Annotated in this window: 16 protein-coding genes; 4 read left to right on the forward strand and 12 right to left on the reverse strand. The window is 71.8% G+C overall.

The window, feature by feature from the left end; translation table 11 throughout:
• From ACZJYS_RS08685 to ACZJYS_RS08710, 6 genes are all read right to left on the reverse strand, one after another.
• Positions 1-592, reverse strand: a 592-nt coding sequence (locus ACZJYS_RS08685) for a hypothetical protein (RefSeq protein WP_493177245.1), incomplete at its 3' end; no start/stop codon positions are given.
• Between the two features lie 61 nt (positions 593-653).
• Entirely contained in the window at positions 654-1,430 is a 777-nt protein-coding gene (locus ACZJYS_RS08690; protein WP_493177247.1) for an urease accessory protein UreH domain-containing protein, read from the reverse strand.
• A gap of 135 nt (positions 1,431-1,565) precedes the next feature.
• On the reverse strand, positions 1,566-2,465 hold the full coding sequence (locus ACZJYS_RS08695; protein WP_493177249.1) for a DMT family transporter: 900 nt from the start codon (positions 2,463-2,465) through the stop codon (positions 1,566-1,568).
• A 191-nt stretch (positions 2,466-2,656) separates the two neighbouring features.
• Complete coding sequence (locus ACZJYS_RS08700; RefSeq protein ID WP_493177252.1) at positions 2,657-3,898, reverse strand: CaiB/BaiF CoA transferase family protein; 1,242 nt, start codon at positions 3,896-3,898, stop codon at positions 2,657-2,659.
• A complete protein-coding gene (locus ACZJYS_RS08705; RefSeq protein ID WP_379633255.1) occupies positions 3,895-4,665 on the reverse strand; it encodes a CoA-transferase in 771 nt (256 codons plus the stop codon). The genes ACZJYS_RS08700 and ACZJYS_RS08705 overlap by 4 nt, the downstream gene beginning before the upstream one ends.
• Positions 4,662-5,498: a CoA transferase subunit A gene (locus ACZJYS_RS08710; protein ID WP_493177254.1), complete on the reverse strand. Its 837-nt coding sequence runs from the start codon at positions 5,496-5,498 to the stop codon at positions 4,662-4,664. The genes ACZJYS_RS08705 and ACZJYS_RS08710 overlap by 4 nt, the downstream gene beginning before the upstream one ends.
• A gap of 96 nt (positions 5,499-5,594) precedes the next feature.
• On the opposite strand from ACZJYS_RS08710, the gene ACZJYS_RS08715 reads away from it, so the two are divergent.
• Positions 5,595-6,179: a GNAT family N-acetyltransferase gene (locus ACZJYS_RS08715; RefSeq protein ID WP_109516196.1), complete on the forward strand. Its 585-nt coding sequence runs from the start codon at positions 5,595-5,597 to the stop codon at positions 6,177-6,179.
• 42 nt (positions 6,180-6,221) lie between these two features.
• Here the strand turns inward: ACZJYS_RS08715 and ACZJYS_RS08720 are convergent, their stop codons facing one another.
• Entirely contained in the window at positions 6,222-6,920 is a 699-nt protein-coding gene (locus tag ACZJYS_RS08720; protein WP_109516195.1) for a dienelactone hydrolase family protein, read from the reverse strand.
• Between the two features lie 201 nt (positions 6,921-7,121).
• Here ACZJYS_RS08720 and ACZJYS_RS08725 point away from each other — a divergent pair, with 201 nt between their 5' ends.
• On the forward strand, positions 7,122-7,622 hold the full coding sequence (locus ACZJYS_RS08725) for a flavin reductase (RefSeq protein ID WP_109516194.1): 501 nt from the start codon (positions 7,122-7,124) through the stop codon (positions 7,620-7,622).
• Between the two features lie 30 nt (positions 7,623-7,652).
• Here ACZJYS_RS08725 and ACZJYS_RS08730 read toward each other — a convergent pair whose 3' ends face one another.
• Positions 7,653-8,867, reverse strand: coding sequence for a polyhydroxyalkanoate depolymerase (locus tag ACZJYS_RS08730; RefSeq protein ID WP_456316311.1), 1,215 nt, complete (start codon positions 8,865-8,867; stop codon positions 7,653-7,655).
• Between the two features lie 187 nt (positions 8,868-9,054).
• Between ACZJYS_RS08730 and ACZJYS_RS08735 the strand changes: the two genes are divergently transcribed.
• The gene (locus ACZJYS_RS08735) at positions 9,055-9,711 is read left to right on the forward strand and encodes a glutathione S-transferase (protein ID WP_109516192.1); all 657 of its coding nucleotides are present in this window, start codon (positions 9,055-9,057) and stop codon (positions 9,709-9,711) included.
• Positions 9,712-9,724: 13 nt separating this feature from the next.
• Here the strand turns inward: ACZJYS_RS08735 and ACZJYS_RS08740 are convergent, their stop codons facing one another.
• Positions 9,725-10,903, reverse strand: coding sequence for a BaiN/RdsA family NAD(P)/FAD-dependent oxidoreductase (locus ACZJYS_RS08740; protein ID WP_493177258.1), 1,179 nt, complete (start codon positions 10,901-10,903; stop codon positions 9,725-9,727).
• A gap of 223 nt (positions 10,904-11,126) precedes the next feature.
• Positions 11,127-11,984: an isocitrate lyase/phosphoenolpyruvate mutase family protein gene (locus tag ACZJYS_RS08745; RefSeq protein WP_493177260.1), complete on the reverse strand. Its 858-nt coding sequence runs from the start codon at positions 11,982-11,984 to the stop codon at positions 11,127-11,129.
• Positions 11,985-12,215: 231 nt separating this feature from the next.
• Here ACZJYS_RS08745 and ACZJYS_RS08750 point away from each other — a divergent pair, with 231 nt between their 5' ends.
• The gene (locus ACZJYS_RS08750; protein WP_493177262.1) at positions 12,216-13,826 is read left to right on the forward strand and encodes an ABC transporter substrate-binding protein; all 1,611 of its coding nucleotides are present in this window, start codon (positions 12,216-12,218) and stop codon (positions 13,824-13,826) included.
• A gap of 69 nt (positions 13,827-13,895) precedes the next feature.
• Here the strand turns inward: ACZJYS_RS08750 and ACZJYS_RS08755 are convergent, their stop codons facing one another.
• Positions 13,896-14,525 carry a YcbK family protein gene (locus ACZJYS_RS08755; RefSeq protein ID WP_379649343.1) on the reverse strand — a complete coding sequence of 210 codons (630 nt, stop codon included), beginning with the start codon at positions 14,523-14,525 and terminating at the stop codon, positions 13,896-13,898.
• A gap of 122 nt (positions 14,526-14,647) precedes the next feature.
• Positions 14,648-15,190, reverse strand: coding sequence for an NUDIX domain-containing protein (locus ACZJYS_RS08760; protein WP_109516187.1), 543 nt, complete (start codon positions 15,188-15,190; stop codon positions 14,648-14,650).
• Positions 15,191-15,193: the final 3 nt, after the last annotated feature.

Consider the following 15,193-nt stretch of genomic DNA (forward strand, 5'->3'; position numbering starts at 1 on the left):
CCATCAGGAAGCTGGCATCCTGCCGGCCGTCCGAGACGGTGATCATCACCGGGCGGGTGGTGCCGCCCTCGCGCAGCAAATCCACCCCGTCGCGCAGCTTCAGCGTGTCGCCCACCACCTCGAACAGGGCGGAGTCCGGCCAGGCCACCTCATAGGTCAGGCTGCGGATGTCGGTGTCGGAATCATAGCCTTGCAGCCGGCCGATGACGCCGCCCACATCCGTCTCCAGCACCGATCCGCCGGAAGCGAAGAGCAGGCGCCGGGGTGGCGCGTCGTCGATCCCCAGCAGCGTGACGGACCAGCTCTGCGTCGCGTCCTGCCAGCCGCTTTCCGTGCGCACGGAAAGACCGAACCGGAAGACGGGGTTCGTGGCGCTGGTGTCGGCCTCGCGGTCGAAGACCATGGCGGGCACGATGGTGACGGTGCCGGTCAGCCGGTCGAGCGTCGCCTCGAACAGCCGGGCCGATTCGCCGATCAGCCGCACCTCCAGCGGGTTGACGATGCCGGAGAGGTTGAGTGTCGCCACCCAGTCGCCGGGGCGGCCATTCTCCAGGATGGTGTTCGGAACCTCGCCGGAGACCAGCAGTGCCAAGCTCCCCTCCATCCTGCCATGGCGTCGGGCGGGAGAGTCGGGGGCGGGGGGTGAAGAAATCCTAAGAGAGCGGTGCCTGCACCAGCCGCCAGGCCAGCGCCGCCAGCATCAGCGCGTTGAGCCCGAACAGCGCGGCGCCCGCCGGGCGCAGCCAAGGCCCGCTGCGCCGCCCGAAGAAGCGGCCGAGCAGCGCCACCCCCACCAGGGCGGGCACCGTGCCGGCGCAGAATGCCAGCATGGCCAGCGCCCCGCCCAGCGCGCTGCCCGTGGCCGCCGCGCCCGCCAGCGCGCCATAGAGCAGGCCGCAGGGCAGGGCGGAGAGCATCAGCCCCAGCGCCACGCCGCGCCAGCCATCGGGCGCCGCCAGCAGGGTGCCGAGATGCCGCGAGAGGAAGCCCGGCAGGCGCGGGGCGGGCAGGCGCGGCAGCCACCGGCCCAGGCCGTGCGCCAGCCGGGCCGAGGCCTGGCCCAGCATCAGCAGCGCCGCCAGCAGCAGCAGCGCCGCCAGCGACAGGCGCAGCGCGCCCGGCACGCTGCCGCCTTCCACCAGCGTGCCCGCCAGACCGGCGCCACCGCCCATCAGGGCACCCAGCAGCGCGTAGCCCAGCATCCGGCCGGCGTGGTAGGGCAGCAGCGCCGCGCCGCCGAGCCGCGCCAGCCGCCCACCCGCCGCCGCGCGCGGCGACACGGCCGCCGCCTGCGCCAGCACGAAGGGCGCGCACATGGCGGCGCAATGCGTGGCGCCCCCCGCCAGCCCCGCCAGGAACAGCGCGCCCATCAGCGCGGCCAGCCCGCCGGGGCCAAGCGCGGTCAGGTCATGCAGGCAATTGGCGATCATGCCCCACATTCTGCCGCGCTGGGCGCCGCGCCGCGTTGCGCCAGATCAAGCGGCGCGGCGCCGCAGGGCGCCAGATCAAGCGGCACGGCGCCGCAGGGCGCCAGATCAAGCGGCACGATGCCGCAGGGCGCCAGATCAAGCGGCGCGGCGCCGCAGGCGGCCATCCAGCACCATGAAGCCGAGCGCGATCAGCGCCATGCCGGCCAGGTGCCGCGGCAGCAGCGCCTCGCCCAGCACCAGCACGCCGAGCAGGATGGCCATGACCGGCACCAGTTGCGTCACCAGCGCGGTGTTGGTGGCACCCGCCTCGGCCAGCAGGCGGAAGAACAGCGCATAGGCCACGCCGGTGGAGATCAGCCCCAGCGCCAGCACCGCCAGGATCACCTCCGGCCCCGGCGGCGGCAGGTGCCAGGGCTGGTCCAGCAGCAGCACCAACGGCAGGGCGAGCAGGATGCTCGCCGTGGTCTGCCCGGCCGCCGCCGCCAGCGGCGGCACGCCCATCCGCTGGAAGCGGCGGCCCCACACGCCGGCACAGGCATAGCTGAGGCAGGCGCCGAGCCCCGCCAGGATGCCCGGCAGCTCCGCCCCCGCGCCGAAGGCGGCCGGCCCGGCCAGCACCGCCACCCCGCCCAGGCCGACCAGCACGCCCGCGAGGCGGTGGCCGCTGAGCTTCTCGTCCGCCGTGGCGAGATGCGCCACCACGGCGGTCAGCACCGGCGTCGCCGCGTTCACCACCGAGGCCAGGCTGCTCGGGATGCTCTGCTGCGCCCAGACGATCAGGCTGAAGGGGATGAGGTTGTTCAGCAGCGCCATGCCGAGGCAGGCCAGCAGCACCGGGCGGCGCAGCGGCAGGCGCTGCCGGTTCAGCGCCAGCAGCAGCCACAGCAGCGCCGCCGCCAGCACCACCCGCGAGAGCACCACGGTGAAGGGCGGCCAGGCCCGCCCGGCCACCGCCATGAAGAAGAAGCTGCCGCCCCAGGCCAGGGCGAGCAGGAGGAGCAATCCCCATTGGCGGGGGGTGAGCGGCGCGTTCATGGGGAGATGTTCTGGAACCAAATGAGGATGGCCGCACTCCGGGGAGTGCGGCCATCTGAAGGCTTCTGAGGGTTCTTCTTTTTCTGAAGAAAAAGAAGCAAAAAGACTTTGTCAGTTTGGCGTCACGCTCTCGGCCAGCGCACCGCCAACAGGCAAAAGTTTTTTGGTTCTTTTTTCCAAAAAAGAACGACTTACCTTTTCTTCTCGATCAGCACGCCTTCCGCCTTCAGCGCGGCAATCTCCTCGGCGCTGTAGCCATGCGCGGCCAGCACGTCCTCGCCATGCTGGTTGAAGGCGGGCGGGGCGGCGCGCGTGCCGCCCGGCGTGCGGGAGAGCTTGATCGGCGTACCCAGGGCGCGGAACTCGCCGAGCTGCGTCACCATCTCGCGGTGCGCGGTGTGCGGGGCGGCCAGCGCCTCGTCCACGTTCAGCACCGGGCCGGCGGGCAGGCCGGCGGCCAGCAGGCGGTCGGAGAGGTCGTGGCCATCCTCGGTGGAGAGGCGATGCTCCAGGATAGCGGCCAGCGCCTCGCGGTTGGTCACGCGGTCGCCATTGGTGCGGAAGCGCGGGTCCTCCGGCAGGCCCTCCAGCCCGAGGAAGGCGCAGAACTTGCGGAAGGCCGGGTCGTTGCCGCAGGCAACGAAGATCTCGCAGGTCGCCGTTTTGAAGGCCGAGTAGGGCGAGATGTTCGGGTGCGGATTGCCGGTGGCCTTGGGGCGCTTGTCGTTCAGCAGGTAGTTGGCGGCCTGCGGGTGCAGCAGCGCCATGCCGCAATCGTGCAGCGTCATGTCCACATACTGGCCCTGGCCGGAACGGGCCCGCTCCTGCAGCGCCATCAGGATGCCGATGCTGGAGTAGAGGCCGGTGGCGAGGTCGACGATCGGCGTGCCCATGCGCACCGGCGCCGTCTCCGGCGTGCCGTTGATGGACATGAGGCCGACCATCGCCTGGATGATGGCGTCATAGCCCGGCAGCCCGCCGCGCGGCCCGGTGGCGCCGAAGCCCGAGACGCGGCAATGCACGAGCTGCGGGAACTTCTTGCTCAGCACTTCCTCGTAGCCCAGCCCCCACTTCTCCATCGAGCCGGGCTTGAAGTTCTCCACCAGCACGTCGGCATCCTCGAGCATCCGCAGCAGCACGGCGCGGCCGGAGGGCTTGGCAAGGTCGAGCGCGATCGACTTCTTGTTGCGGTTGACGCCGATGAAGTAGCTGGCGGCATCGCCCTGGAAGGGGGGGCCCCATTCCCGCACCTCGTCGCCCTGCGGCGGCTCCACCTTGATCACCTCGGCGCCATGGTCGGAGAGGATCATGGTGCAGTAGGGGCCGCCGAGGACCCGGGTCAGGTCGATCACCTTCAGCCCGGCCAGCGCGCCGGCGGAGCGGGCCAGGCCGGCGCCCGTGGGGGAATCGTTGGTGGGCAGGGCATCGGTCATGCGGCGGCGTCCTTCTTCTCGGCTGCGCCGAAGACCCGGGCGCAGAATTCGGGGTAGGTCTCGATCATCTCGTCCCGCACCGGGCCGCGCAGCAGGGCGAGCTGCTCCGGCGTCGGGTCCGGCGTGGCGGGGAGATGGGCGGGCTCGTCATAGTCGAAGCCGGTGGCGGCGCGGATGCTGGCGGCATCCTCGCCCGGATGGGCGCTCTCCAGCGCGAAGCGGCCGCGCGCCGGGTCGAAGCGGAACACCGCGCGGCCGGTCACCAGCGCCTGCGCGGTACCGCGGCGGAACACGCCGGGGGCGGAGAGGCCGGGGGCGGAGATGTTGTCCACCTTCTCCACCAGTACGCGGGGCGAATGCTCCTCGCGGAACAGGATGGTGCGCGGCGTCATCATGTACATGAAGGCGCTGCCGAAGCTGCCGGGGAAGCGCGCCCCCGTGCCCGGCCATTCGCCGGTGCCGATCAGGTTGATGTTGGCCTGCCCGTCGATCTGCCCGCCGCCCAGGAAGAACAGGTCGATCCGCCCCTGCCCGGTGAGGTCGAACAGCTCGCGCGAGCCCTCGGTGAAGGGGTTGCCGCTGCGCTTGTGCAGCAGGGAGAGCCGCACGGGGTGGCCGGACTTCTTCACCAGCCAGCAGGCGGCGGCCGGGATGGGCGAGGCGGCGCCCACCGCGATGTGCCGCGCGGGCGGCGCGGCCGGGTCCAGGATCAGCCGCGCCAGGGTGGCGGCGAGGCGTTCCTCGGGCTTGATCTCGGGGCCGCTCATGCCAGTGCCTCCTCGTGCTGCTCGGTGACGTGGCGCGCCAGCCAGGCCTGGAAGCCTTCCTCGGTGCGGGCGGCGCGGGCGTATTCGGCGATGAAGCCGGCATCCACGCCGTATTCGTCGAGCAGGGCCACGGGCTGCGCGCCGCGCGGGGCGAGGGCGATGCCGCTGATGTAGGTGGCGCTGATGGTGCCGGGGGCGAGGCGCTCATCCTCCAGCAGGTTGCCGTCGTGCAGGCGCTCCACCGTGACGAAGGTGGCCTTCGCCGCATGGGCGATGGTGGCGCATTCCCGCCGCCGCCCGAGCCAGACATTGCCCTCGCGGTCCGCCATCGCGGCGTGGATCAGCGCGAAGTCGGGGGAGAGGGCGGGCAGCAGCACGATGGGGTCGCCGCCGCCGGCGAAGGGGTTGTCGATGACGCGCCAATCTGGCCGGTTGGCCAGGATGTCGCTGCCGATCAGCCCGCGCAGCGGCATGAAGGGCACGCCCTTCTCGGCCGCCTGGAGCATGGTGTGGATGGCCGGGCAAGTGGCGTCCCGCACCGTGATGCGGCCTTCCTTCAGCGCGGCGGTGAAGCGGGGGGCGAAGCCGGCCTCGCCGAGGCTGACGGCGCTGGTCTGCACCTCCGCCACGCAGCCGGCGCCGATCAGGATGTCGGTGGCGAAGCCCGAGACCGGCACACCCAGCAGCCGCAAGCCCCGCGCGCCGCGGCGGATCAGCGCCTTGGCCAGCGCCACCGAGGGCAGCGAGTTGTCGGGCGGCAGCGCCACCATCGCGCCGTCCGGCACGCGGGCGGCAAGGGCCTCCGGGGAAGCCTCCAGGGTCTCAGGGTTCATGGGCCGGTTCCTCCGGCGCGCACCATAGACCCTTCGGGGCGCAGGGGGAGGGGGGTGGCTGGCGGATCGGTCGGCGCCGGGGCTAGGCTGGACCGCATGGCGACGAACCCGCCCACCCTGCACACGCCGCGCCTGCGGCTCCGCCCCTGGCGGGAGGAGGACCGCGCCGCGCTGGCCGCACTGAACGCCGACCCGGCGGTGATGCGCCACTTCCCCGCCCCGCTGGACCGCGCCGCCTCGGATGCCTTCATGGACCGGATGGCGGCGCATCTCGATGCGCATGGCTACGGCTTCTGGGCGGTGGAGCGGCTTGGGGTGCCGGGCATCATCGGCCTGTGCGGCCTGGCCCGCCTTGCCTGGGAGAGCATCCCCTGGGAGGCGCCGGCCGACCCGCCGGTGGAGATCGGCTGGCGCTTCGCCACCGCCTTCCAGCGCCAGGGCCTGGCCGAGGAGGCGGCACGGATCGCGCTGGCGCATGGCTTCGGCCCGCTGGGGCTGGCGGAGATCGTCGCCTTCACCGTGCCGGAGAACATCCGCTCCTGGTCGCTGATGGAGCGGCTCGGGATGCGCCCCGCCGGCGTCTTCGGCCACCCCCGCCTGCCGGAAGGCCACCGGCTGCGCCGCCACACGCTCTACCGCCTGCGCCGCGCCGACTGGATCGAGGCCCACCTCGGCGGCTGAAGGGAAAGGGGAGGGCGGGGCACGCCCCCCCCCGATGCGGGCTCAGCCCAGGCAGCGCGCCAGCAGCTCGGCCGTGCGGCCATTGGCGATGGTCGCCGCCCGCCCGTCCCAGGAATGGCCGCCCATGCGGGCGAAGGCGTGGTCCACCCCCGGATAGACATGCGCCGCCACCTCGGGCTTGCCCTCGACGCCCGCCAGGATCGCCTTGCGGGCCGCCTCCGGCACGAACTTGTCCAGCTCGGCGATGTGCATCAGCAGCGGCCTGGTGATGCGGTCCTTGCCCTCCAGCAGCCCGTCGATGCCGACGCCGTAGTAGGAGATATTGCAATCCGCATCCGACTCGGTGGCCATCATGAAGGCGAGCCGGCCGCCCAGGCAGAAGCCCATGGTCCCCGCCTTGCCGTTGCAGCCGGGCATGACGCGCACGGCCGCCAGCGTCGCCTTCAGGTCCTCGATGCCCTTCTGCTGGTCGAAGGCGTTCATCAGGGCGAAGGCGCGGTCCCACTCCTCCTTGCTGCCATCGGTGAGCTGGATGCCCGGCTCCTGGCGCCAGAACAGGTCGGGGCAGATGGCGATGAAGCCCATGTCCGCCACCCAGTCGGAGAGCGACCGCATGGCATGGTTCACGCCGAAGATCTCCTGGATCATCACCACCGCGCCGGCCGGCACCTGCTTCGGCATGGCCAGGTAGGCCGAGAAGCTGCCGCTGCCGTCGGTGGCCTGGATCGTGATTTCGGGCATGTGCTTATCCTGACTCGCGGTTCCGGAGCCGGCAGGATAGCGGGATGGGGGCCGGACGGAAGCGCCCGCCGCTTCAGTCTTTCGCCATCCGGCCCAGGCTGGCCGGGCGGCACGCCGAACCCCCTGGAACAGCCTGTCCGGGTGGTTTGCAGAAAGCACGCATGGCACCATGTGCTGGCGTAGTCTGAAGGTGCCCGCAGCATGCCCGTCTCCCGCCCCGATTTCCGTGAAGCCATGGCGCGCCTGGGCGCGGCGGTGAGCCTGATCACCAGCGACGGCGCCGGCGGCCGGGCCGGGCTGACCGCCAGCGCCGTGTGCAGCGTGACCGACGACCCCGCCACGCTGCTGGTCTGCATCAACCGCAACAGCGGCCAGAACGCCGCCATCAAGGCCAATGGCGTGCTGTGCGTGAACGTGCTCTCGGCGGGGCAGCAGGAGCTTTCCAACGTCTTCGCCGGCTTCACCGGCGCGCTGACGGCGGAGCAGCGCTTCGCCCACGGCGACTGGACGACGCTGGAGACCGGCGCCCCCGTGCTGGCCGATGCCGCCGTGGCGCTGGACTGCGCGATCGACGAGGTGCTGGAGAAGGGGACGCACAGCGTGTTCTTCGCCAGCATCCGGGCCATCCATCTCGGCGCGCCCGGCCCGGCGCTGATCTGGTGGCGGAGGGACTACCACCACCTCGGCCATCCGGCGCTCTGAGGCGGGAGGGGGCAGCCCCCTCCCGCCCTGTCAGGAAGCGGCCTCGATGGTGTCGCGCACCAGCGGGTAGACCTCGTTGGCCCAGCGGCGGCCGCTGAACACGCCGTAGTGGCCGGCGCCGGTCTGCAGGTGGTTGTGCTTCATGGTGGCGGGCAGGCCGGCGCAGAGGTCGAGCGCCGCCGCCGTCTGGCCGATGGCGCAGATATCGTCCCGCTCCCCCTCCACGGTCAGCAGGCGGGTGCGGCGGATCAGCTCCGGGCGCACCAGCCGGCCGCGGTAGTGGAACTGGCCGAGCGGCATGTGGTGCTCCTGGAACACCGTGCGGACGGTCTCCAGGTAGAATTCGGCCGGCAGGTCCATCACCGCCAGGTATTCGTCGTAGAAGCGGCGGTGCGCGTCGGCCAGCTCGGAATCGCCGCCCACCAGGTTACGGTACTGCTCCAGATGCGCCCGCACATGCCGGTTCATGTTCATCGACATGAAGGCGGTGAGCTGCAGCGCGCCGGGATAGACCTTCCGCCCGCCGCCCTGGAAGCGCCAGGGCACGGTGTCCACCAGGTTCTTCTCGAACCACTCGATGGTGTTGCCCTGCGCCAGCTCGTTCACCTTGGTGGGGCTGATGCGGGTGTCGATGGGGCCGGCCATCAGCGTCATGCTGCGCGGCGTGGCGGGGTTCTTCGCCTCCGACATGACGGCCACCGCCGCCAGCACCGGCACGGCCGGCTGGCACACCGCCAGCACATGGCCGCCCGGCCCCATCTCCTCCTGGAAGCGGATCACATGGTCGATGAACTCGTCCATGCCGAAGCGCCCGGCGGAGAGGGGCACGTCACGGGCATTGGTCCAGTCCGTGATGTAGACGTCGTTCTCCGGCAGCAGCACCTGCACCGTGCCGCGCAGCAGGGTGGCGAAGTGGCCCGACATGGGGGCCACCACCAGCACCTTGGGCTGCGGGATGTCCACATCCTTGCGGAAGTGCAGGAGGGTGCCGAAGGGGGTGCTGTAGAGCGCCTCCTCCTCCACCGCGATCTCCTGGTTGCCGACCTGGACGCTGGTGAAGCCGAAAGGAGGCCGGGTGTGGGTGATACCGCTGCTGCCCAGGAGCTCCAGCGCGGCGGTCATCTGCCGCAGAGCGAAGGTTTCCGGCCGCCCGGTGTCGAACTGCCGCAGCACCGCTCCGGTTCCCCGGGCAAACATCCGGATCGGTGTCATCAGGTCCTGCTGGGCCTGATAGATCTGGTACATCATCCGCTGGAGCCTCTCCCGCGTCCATGCCTTGCCCAAATGGCCAGCATCTTGCCCGCCGCCCCAGCGAAAGGTAACGAAAATGTTCCTTCGCCGCGAGGGGGATGTTGGTTGGGCATATATTGCCATTCCGTCAAGACCGTGGCGCGCCTAAGGTTGCATCCTCACGGTTTCCGGAGGTGGTGCCATGGTCCAGTCCCGGCTTCTCATCAGCAGCCGTAACTACTCCTCCTGGTCGCTCCGGGGCTTCCTGCTGTGCCGCCTGGCCGGCATCCCCTTCACGGTGCAGGTCGCGGCGGCGGACGACCCGCAGGCCCGGGCCGAGCTGCTCTCGCGCAGCTCCACCATCCGGCTGCCCTGCCTGCTGCAGGGCGAGATCGCCATCTGGGACACGCTGGCGATCGCCGAGCACCTGAACGAGGCCTACCCCGGGGCGCAGATGATGCCCGCCCAGCGCCTGGCCCGCGCCCGCTGCCGCTCCATCTCGGGCGAGATGCATTCGGGCTTCGCGGCGCTGCGCGCCTCGCTGCCGCTGAACATGCGGGCGCGCCGGCCCGGCTTCACCCTCTGGTCCGGCCCGCGCGCCGACATCGCGCTGATCCAGGAGATCTGGCAGGACTGTCTCGACATATGGGGCGGGCCGTGGCTGTTCGGGGACCGGCCCAGCGTGGCGGACGCCATGTACGCCCCCGTCGCCAGCCGCTTCCTCACCTACGACGTGGCGCTGAACCCGGATTGCGCCACCTACCGCGACCACCTGCTCGCCTGGCCCGACATGGCGGAGTGGATGCAGGAGGCCGAGCAGGAGCCGGAGGCGATCGAGGAGCTGGAGGTGGAGTTCTGAGCGGCGGCGGGCGCTACAGCGCCTCGCCGGCGCACCAGCCGCTCGCCCAGGCCCACTGGAAGTTGTAGCCGCCGAGCCATCCGGTCACGTCCACCGCCTCGCCCACCACATGCAGGCCGGGCACGGTGGTGGCCTCCATCGTGCGGGAGGAGAGGGCGGCGGTGTCCACGCCGCCCAGCATCACCTCGGCCTTGGCGTAGCCCTCGGTGCCCGAGGGGGTCAGGCTCCAGTGCGCCAGGCTGCCGGCCACGCGGCGCAGGTCGCGGTCGGTCTGCATGGCCATCGGCCGGTCGGGCAGCCAGGCGGCGGCCAGCGACTGCGCCAGGCGCTGCGGCAGCAGCTCGGCCAGCACGGTGCGCGGCTCCGCCTTCGGGCGGGCGGCCTTGCGTGCCACCAGCAGGTTCACCGCGTCCTCCGCCCCGGGCAGCAGGTTCAGCGCGATGGCCTGCCCCTCCCGCCAGGCGGAGGAGATCTGCAGGATCGCCGGGCCGGAGAGGCCGCGATGGGTGAACAGCACCGCCTCGGGGAAGCTGTGCCGCCCGAGCCGCGCCACGGCCGGCAGCGCCACGCCGGAGAGCGGGCGCATCAGCTCCAGCATCTCGCCGGCGAAGGTGAGCGGGACGAGGGCGGGCCGGGTTTCCGTCAGCGGCAGCCCGAAGCGGCGCGCGATGTCCAGCGAAAGGCCGGTGGCCCCCATCTTCGGGATGGAGAGGCCGCCCGTGGCCAGCACCAGGGCGGGGGCGGTGAAGTCGCCGCGGTCGGTCTGCACCCGGTAGTGGTCGGCGCGGGAGACATCCGTGATGCGGTGGCCGAGGCGGATCTCCACCCCCGCCGCCGCGCACTCGGCCAGCAGCATGGCGACGATCTCGCGCGCCGAATGGTCGCAGAAGAGCTGGCCCAGCGTCTTCTCGTGCCAGGCGATGCGGTGCTTCTCCACCAGCGCCAGGAAATCGGCCGGGGTGTAGCGCTTCAGGGCGGATTTACAGAAATGCGGGTTGGCGGAGAAGAACCGCTCCGGCCTGGTGTCGCGGTTGGTGAAGTTGCACCGCCCGCCGCCCGAGATGAGGATCTTCGCGCCGGCCTGGGGGGCGTGGTCCAGCACCAGCACGCGCCGCCCGCGCTGCCCGGCGCGCAGCGCGCACATCAGCCCGGCCGCGCCGGCGCCGAGGATCACCGCATCGAAATTCCGCATGGGGGCGGGCTTTAGCCGCTGGCGGCGCGCAAAGGAAGCGCGGGCGGAGGCCGCGGAGGGCCGCCCGACTTATCCCCCGATCCCGTGGATGAGGCTGGGGATAAGTGGCGGCATAGGATGGGGACAGCGGTGGGGCGCCGGGCAAAGCAGCAGCGGGGAGCAAGGGGTTTGCCCGAAATCCCCGATCGTTCGTTGCAATTGTGTACCGTTCATGCCGCCAGGCTCAGGCTGGCCGGGACGGCTGGAGGAAGGCGCGCCCGGCCGCCGCGTAATCCTCCGCCCGCAGGGCGCGGCGCATCAGGGCCGGGTCGTTGGCCGCCGGGGCGTCCCCCTGGCGCAGGGCGCGCAGCGTTTCCTCCACTGCCCGCAGCGCGGCGGGGAAGCTGTGGTGCCCCTGCAGCATCACCCGCACGCCCAGCCCGGCCAGGGTGGCGGCATCGCCCAGCCCCTCGCGGCTGCCGCCCACCAACAGGGGGATGTCCACCGCGGCGCGCAGGGCGGCGAGCTGCGCCAGATCCTGTACGCCCGTGAGGAACAGCCCGTCCGCTCCGGCGGCGGCATAGGCGCGGGCGCGCTCCAGCGCGTCCTCCAGCGTGGTGGCCGAGAGCGCCCCCGTGCGTGCCACCACGCAGAGCGCGGGGTCGCGCCGCGCGGCCAGGGCGGCGCGGAGCTTGCCCAGCCCCTCCTCCAGGCTGACCAGCCGCGTGGCGCTCTCGCCGAAGGGCTGAGGCAGCAGCGTGTCCTCCAGCGTCAGGGCGGCGGCGCCGGCGGCCTCCAGCTCCTCCACCGTGCGTGCGGCGGAGAGGGCGTTGCCGAAACCGTGGTCGGCGTCCACCAGCAGCGGCAGCGGCCCGGCGCGGGTGATGCGGCGCACCAGCCCGGCCAGTTCGGTCAGCGTCATCACCATCAGGTCCGGCGCCGCCAGCACCGCCGCCGAGGCCACCGAGCCGCCGAGGATGCCGCATTCATAGCCGATATCGGCGGCGATGCGGGCGGTGGCGGCGTCATAGACCGAGGCAGGGTGCACGCAGCCGGGGCCGGCGAGCAGGGCGCGGAAGGCGTCTCGGGGCGTGGCGGGCATGGGCGGTTTTCTTCCCTGTGGCGTGTTCTGGCCGCCGCAGCATGCCGCAGCCAGGCCGCGCCGGCCATGCGGCGTGCCAGCCGCTTGCCGGCCGGCGCGGGGAGTGGCTTCATGCCGGCCAGCGATCAATGCCATCGCATCGCTCAACGATACGGCGCGCCGGCCCCTCTTGCGGGGCTGTCCGCCAGGGAGAGCGCGCCGCCCGGCGCAGCCGCAGGGGAGATTGGAAGCATGTTGCTCAGGACGTGGCTCAGGCGAACGGTGCTGGCATCGGCGATGCTCGGAGCGGGGCTGGGGCTGGCCCCAGCCGGTGCGCGGGCGCAGCCGGCGGAGAAGCCGCTGCGGCTGGTGGTGAATGTCGGGTTGCAGACGCTGGACCCGATCGCCGGCACCTCCTTCGTCACCCGCAACTTCGCCTACATGGTGTTCGACACGCTGGTGGCGATGGACAGCCAGGGCCAGTACCGGCCGCAGATGCTGCAGGGCTGGGAGGTGAGCGCGGACGGGCTGACCTACCGCTTCACCCTGCGCCCCGGCCTCGAATGGCACGATGGCACGCCGGTGACGGCGGAGGATTGCGTCGCCTCGGTGAAGCGCTGGGGGGCGCGCGATTCCACCGGCCGCCGCCTGATGGCCGCCACGCAGGAACTGCGCGCCACCGGCCCGGACAGCTTCGAGCTGAAGCTCGCAAAGCCCTTCGGCGGCGTCATCGACGCGCTGGGCAAGCCCAGTGTCCATACCCCCTTCATGATGCCGGCGCGGCTGGCCGCCACCCCGCCCACCCAGCCGGTGACGGAGATCGTCGGCTCCGGCCCCTTCCTCTTCGTGAAGGAGGAGTGGGTGCCGGGGGAGCGCACCGTGTTCCGCCGCAACCCCCGCTACCGCCCGCGCGATGAACCAGCCGACGGGCTGGCCGGCGGCAAGGTGGCGCATATGCCGCGCGTCGAGTTCCTCACCATCACCGACCCCGCCACCCGCGCCGCGGCCCTGCAGAACGGCGAGGTGGACTACCTGGAATACGCGCCGCTCGATTACCTGCCGATGCTGCGGCGGGACCGGAAGCTGGTGCTGGCCAAGCCGGGCGGCATCGCGCAGATCATGGGCGCGGTGGCGGTGAACCACGCGCAGCCGCCCTTCGACAGCCTGCCCGTGCGCCAGGCCCTGCAGATGGCGCTGGACCAGCGGGAGGTGGTGGCGGTGCACGGCCTGCCGGCCGAGATGACGCGCGTGCCCTGCCAGTCCATGACCCTGTGCGGCACGCGCTACAGCAGCGAGGCGGGCGGCGAGGCGCTGCGCGAGCCCAGCCTGGAGCGCGCCCAGGCGCTGCTGAAGCAGAGCGGCTATAAGAACGAGCGCGTGGTGTTCCTGCACCCGGCCGATTCCGCGCTGATCAACCCCATGGCGCTGGTGGTGGCCGACCGCATGAAGCGGGCCGGCTTCAACGTGGAGGTGCAGACGCTGGACTGGGCGACGGTGGCGCAGCGCTGGCTCAGCCGCGCGCCGGTGGAGCAGGGCGGCTGGAGCGTGGTGCCGGTGATCTACACCGGCTTCGACATGTCCGAGCCGCTGAGCAACCCGGGCATCAGCTACAACTGCACCGGCACCGCCCCCTGGCTCTACTGCGACGAGGCGTTGAAGCCGCTGCTGGAGCGCTTCGAGGCGGAGAGCGACCTGGAGAAGCGCCGCGCCATCGTCGCCGACATCAACCGGCGCGCCTTGGCCAATGTGAACTTCCCGCTCACCGGCCAGTTCTCCAGCCCCGCCGTGTGGCGCGCCGAGCTGGAGGGGGTGATCGACTTCGGCTTCCCCGTGCTATGGAACATCCGCCGCGCAGCACGCTGAAACGCGGGCGCCCCGGCGGGCCTTGCCTGCCGGGGCGTTCCCGATGATCGGGCGGGAAAGCGGCGCCGTTCAGCGCCGGCGGGTTTGCGCCCAGGCCTCGGCCATGCGGTCGAGCCGGATCTGCTCCGGCGTGCGGGCAGGGGCGCGCGGGGCGGCCACGGCGCGGTCGAAACCCCAGCTCCGCACCGGGCCGGAATCGACATGCACGAAGCCATGGTCCGGATAGCTGCCGACGCCGCCCCGCCCGAGGCCGCGCGCGGCATCGCCGAAGGCGGCCAGCCTCGCCTTCGGGATCTGCACGTCGAGCGCCGCGGCGCGAAGGTGCTGGCTGTCGCCCGCGCCATGCACGGCGGCGTTGGTGGCCGGGGTGCGGTAGCCGGAGAGCACGGTGAACGCCTCCATGCGCTCCCGCGTGCCCAGCTCCCACAGGATGTCGATGGCCTTCGGGTCGAAGGGATGGACCGTGCCGGTGCGGGTGTCCGCCAGCACGATCGAGAGTTCCCGCATGGCGCCCGCGTCGAATTCCACCCCGTTGTGATAGGGGCCATCGAAACGGGAGCCGGTGGCGGCGTGGCGCAGCGCGAGCCGACGCTGCGCAAGGGGTGGACTGGCCCGCCGCCGGGCCGCCGCGTGGGCGAGGCCTGGTGCAACGAGCACAGCCGGGGCCGTGGCGGCCAGGAGAAGGAATCGGCGGCGCATGGGCGCGACCCTAATGAAGGGTTAAGACGCGCGGAAGCACACCTCACGCGATTGGGACCAATTTCAAAACAAACCCGCTGATTTTTCTCAAAAAAGCGATGAAGCCGGAGGCTTTCTCGCCTTCAGAGCAAGCTTTGCATCCGCAGCATGCCCAGCGCCGCCAGGCTGGGGGCATCCTGCAGGACATTGTCGCGCACCATGGCCTCGATCTCGGCCAGGCTGAAGTCGCGGCAGATGAGGTCCTGCTCCGAGACCTCGCGCTCATGGGCACCCTGCGTCAGCCCGGTGGCCAGGAACACATGGCCGCGCTGGTTGGAGATGCCGGCCCCCTGGAAGATCTGCCCGGCGTGCCGCAGGCTGGCGGCGACCAGCCCGGTTTCCTCGCGCAGCTCGGCGGCGGCGAGCGTGGCCAGGTCCGGGCCGTGCTGCTCCTCCCAGGTGCCCATGGGCAGTTCCCACTGCCGCGCGCGGATCGGGTAGCGGTACTGCTCCACCAGCGTGATGCGGCCGTCCTGGAGCGGCACCACCACCACGAAGTCGCTGCGCTCCACCACGCCGTAGAGCCCGTCCGAGCCGTCGCGGCGGCGGATGCGGTCCTCGCGCACCCGCAGCCAGCGGTTCTCGTAGGCGATGCGGCTGCTGAGGGTGGTGATCTCCTCGGTCATCCC

This window comes from Roseomonas sp. TS2 (genome assembly GCF_058833935.1).

What these genes read in the sequence shown, in the direction of transcription:
- ACZJYS_RS08690 (WP_493177247.1), bottom strand. Translation starts at nt 1,430, where the DNA reads ATGATCGCCAATTGCCTGCATGACCTGACCGCGCTTGGCCCCGGCGGG.
- ACZJYS_RS08695 (WP_493177249.1), bottom strand. Translation starts at nt 2,465, where the DNA reads ATGAACGCGCCGCTCACCCCCCGCCAATGGGGATTGCTCCTCCTGCTC.
- ACZJYS_RS08700 (WP_493177252.1), bottom strand. Translation starts at nt 3,898, where the DNA reads ATGACCGATGCCCTGCCCACCAACGATTCCCCCACGGGCGCCGGCCTG.
- ACZJYS_RS08705 (WP_379633255.1), bottom strand. Translation starts at nt 4,665, where the DNA reads ATGAGCGGCCCCGAGATCAAGCCCGAGGAACGCCTCGCCGCCACCCTG.
- ACZJYS_RS08710 (WP_493177254.1), bottom strand. Translation starts at nt 5,498, where the DNA reads ATGAACCCTGAGACCCTGGAGGCTTCCCCGGAGGCCCTTGCCGCCCGC.
- ACZJYS_RS08715 (WP_109516196.1), top strand. Translation starts at nt 5,595, where the DNA reads ATGGCGACGAACCCGCCCACCCTGCACACGCCGCGCCTGCGGCTCCGC.
- ACZJYS_RS08720 (WP_109516195.1), bottom strand. Translation starts at nt 6,920, where the DNA reads ATGCCCGAAATCACGATCCAGGCCACCGACGGCAGCGGCAGCTTCTCG.
- ACZJYS_RS08725 (WP_109516194.1), top strand. Translation starts at nt 7,122, where the DNA reads ATGCCCGTCTCCCGCCCCGATTTCCGTGAAGCCATGGCGCGCCTGGGC.
- ACZJYS_RS08730 (WP_456316311.1), bottom strand. Translation starts at nt 8,867, where the DNA reads ATGTACCAGATCTATCAGGCCCAGCAGGACCTGATGACACCGATCCGG.
- ACZJYS_RS08735 (WP_109516192.1), top strand. Translation starts at nt 9,055, where the DNA reads ATGGTCCAGTCCCGGCTTCTCATCAGCAGCCGTAACTACTCCTCCTGG.
- ACZJYS_RS08740 (WP_493177258.1), bottom strand. Translation starts at nt 10,903, where the DNA reads ATGCGGAATTTCGATGCGGTGATCCTCGGCGCCGGCGCGGCCGGGCTG.
- ACZJYS_RS08745 (WP_493177260.1), bottom strand. Translation starts at nt 11,984, where the DNA reads ATGCCCGCCACGCCCCGAGACGCCTTCCGCGCCCTGCTCGCCGGCCCC.
- ACZJYS_RS08750 (WP_493177262.1), top strand. Translation starts at nt 12,216, where the DNA reads ATGTTGCTCAGGACGTGGCTCAGGCGAACGGTGCTGGCATCGGCGATG.
- ACZJYS_RS08755 (WP_379649343.1), bottom strand. Translation starts at nt 14,525, where the DNA reads ATGCGCCGCCGATTCCTTCTCCTGGCCGCCACGGCCCCGGCTGTGCTC.
- ACZJYS_RS08760 (WP_109516187.1), bottom strand. Translation starts at nt 15,190, where the DNA reads ATGACCGAGGAGATCACCACCCTCAGCAGCCGCATCGCCTACGAGAAC.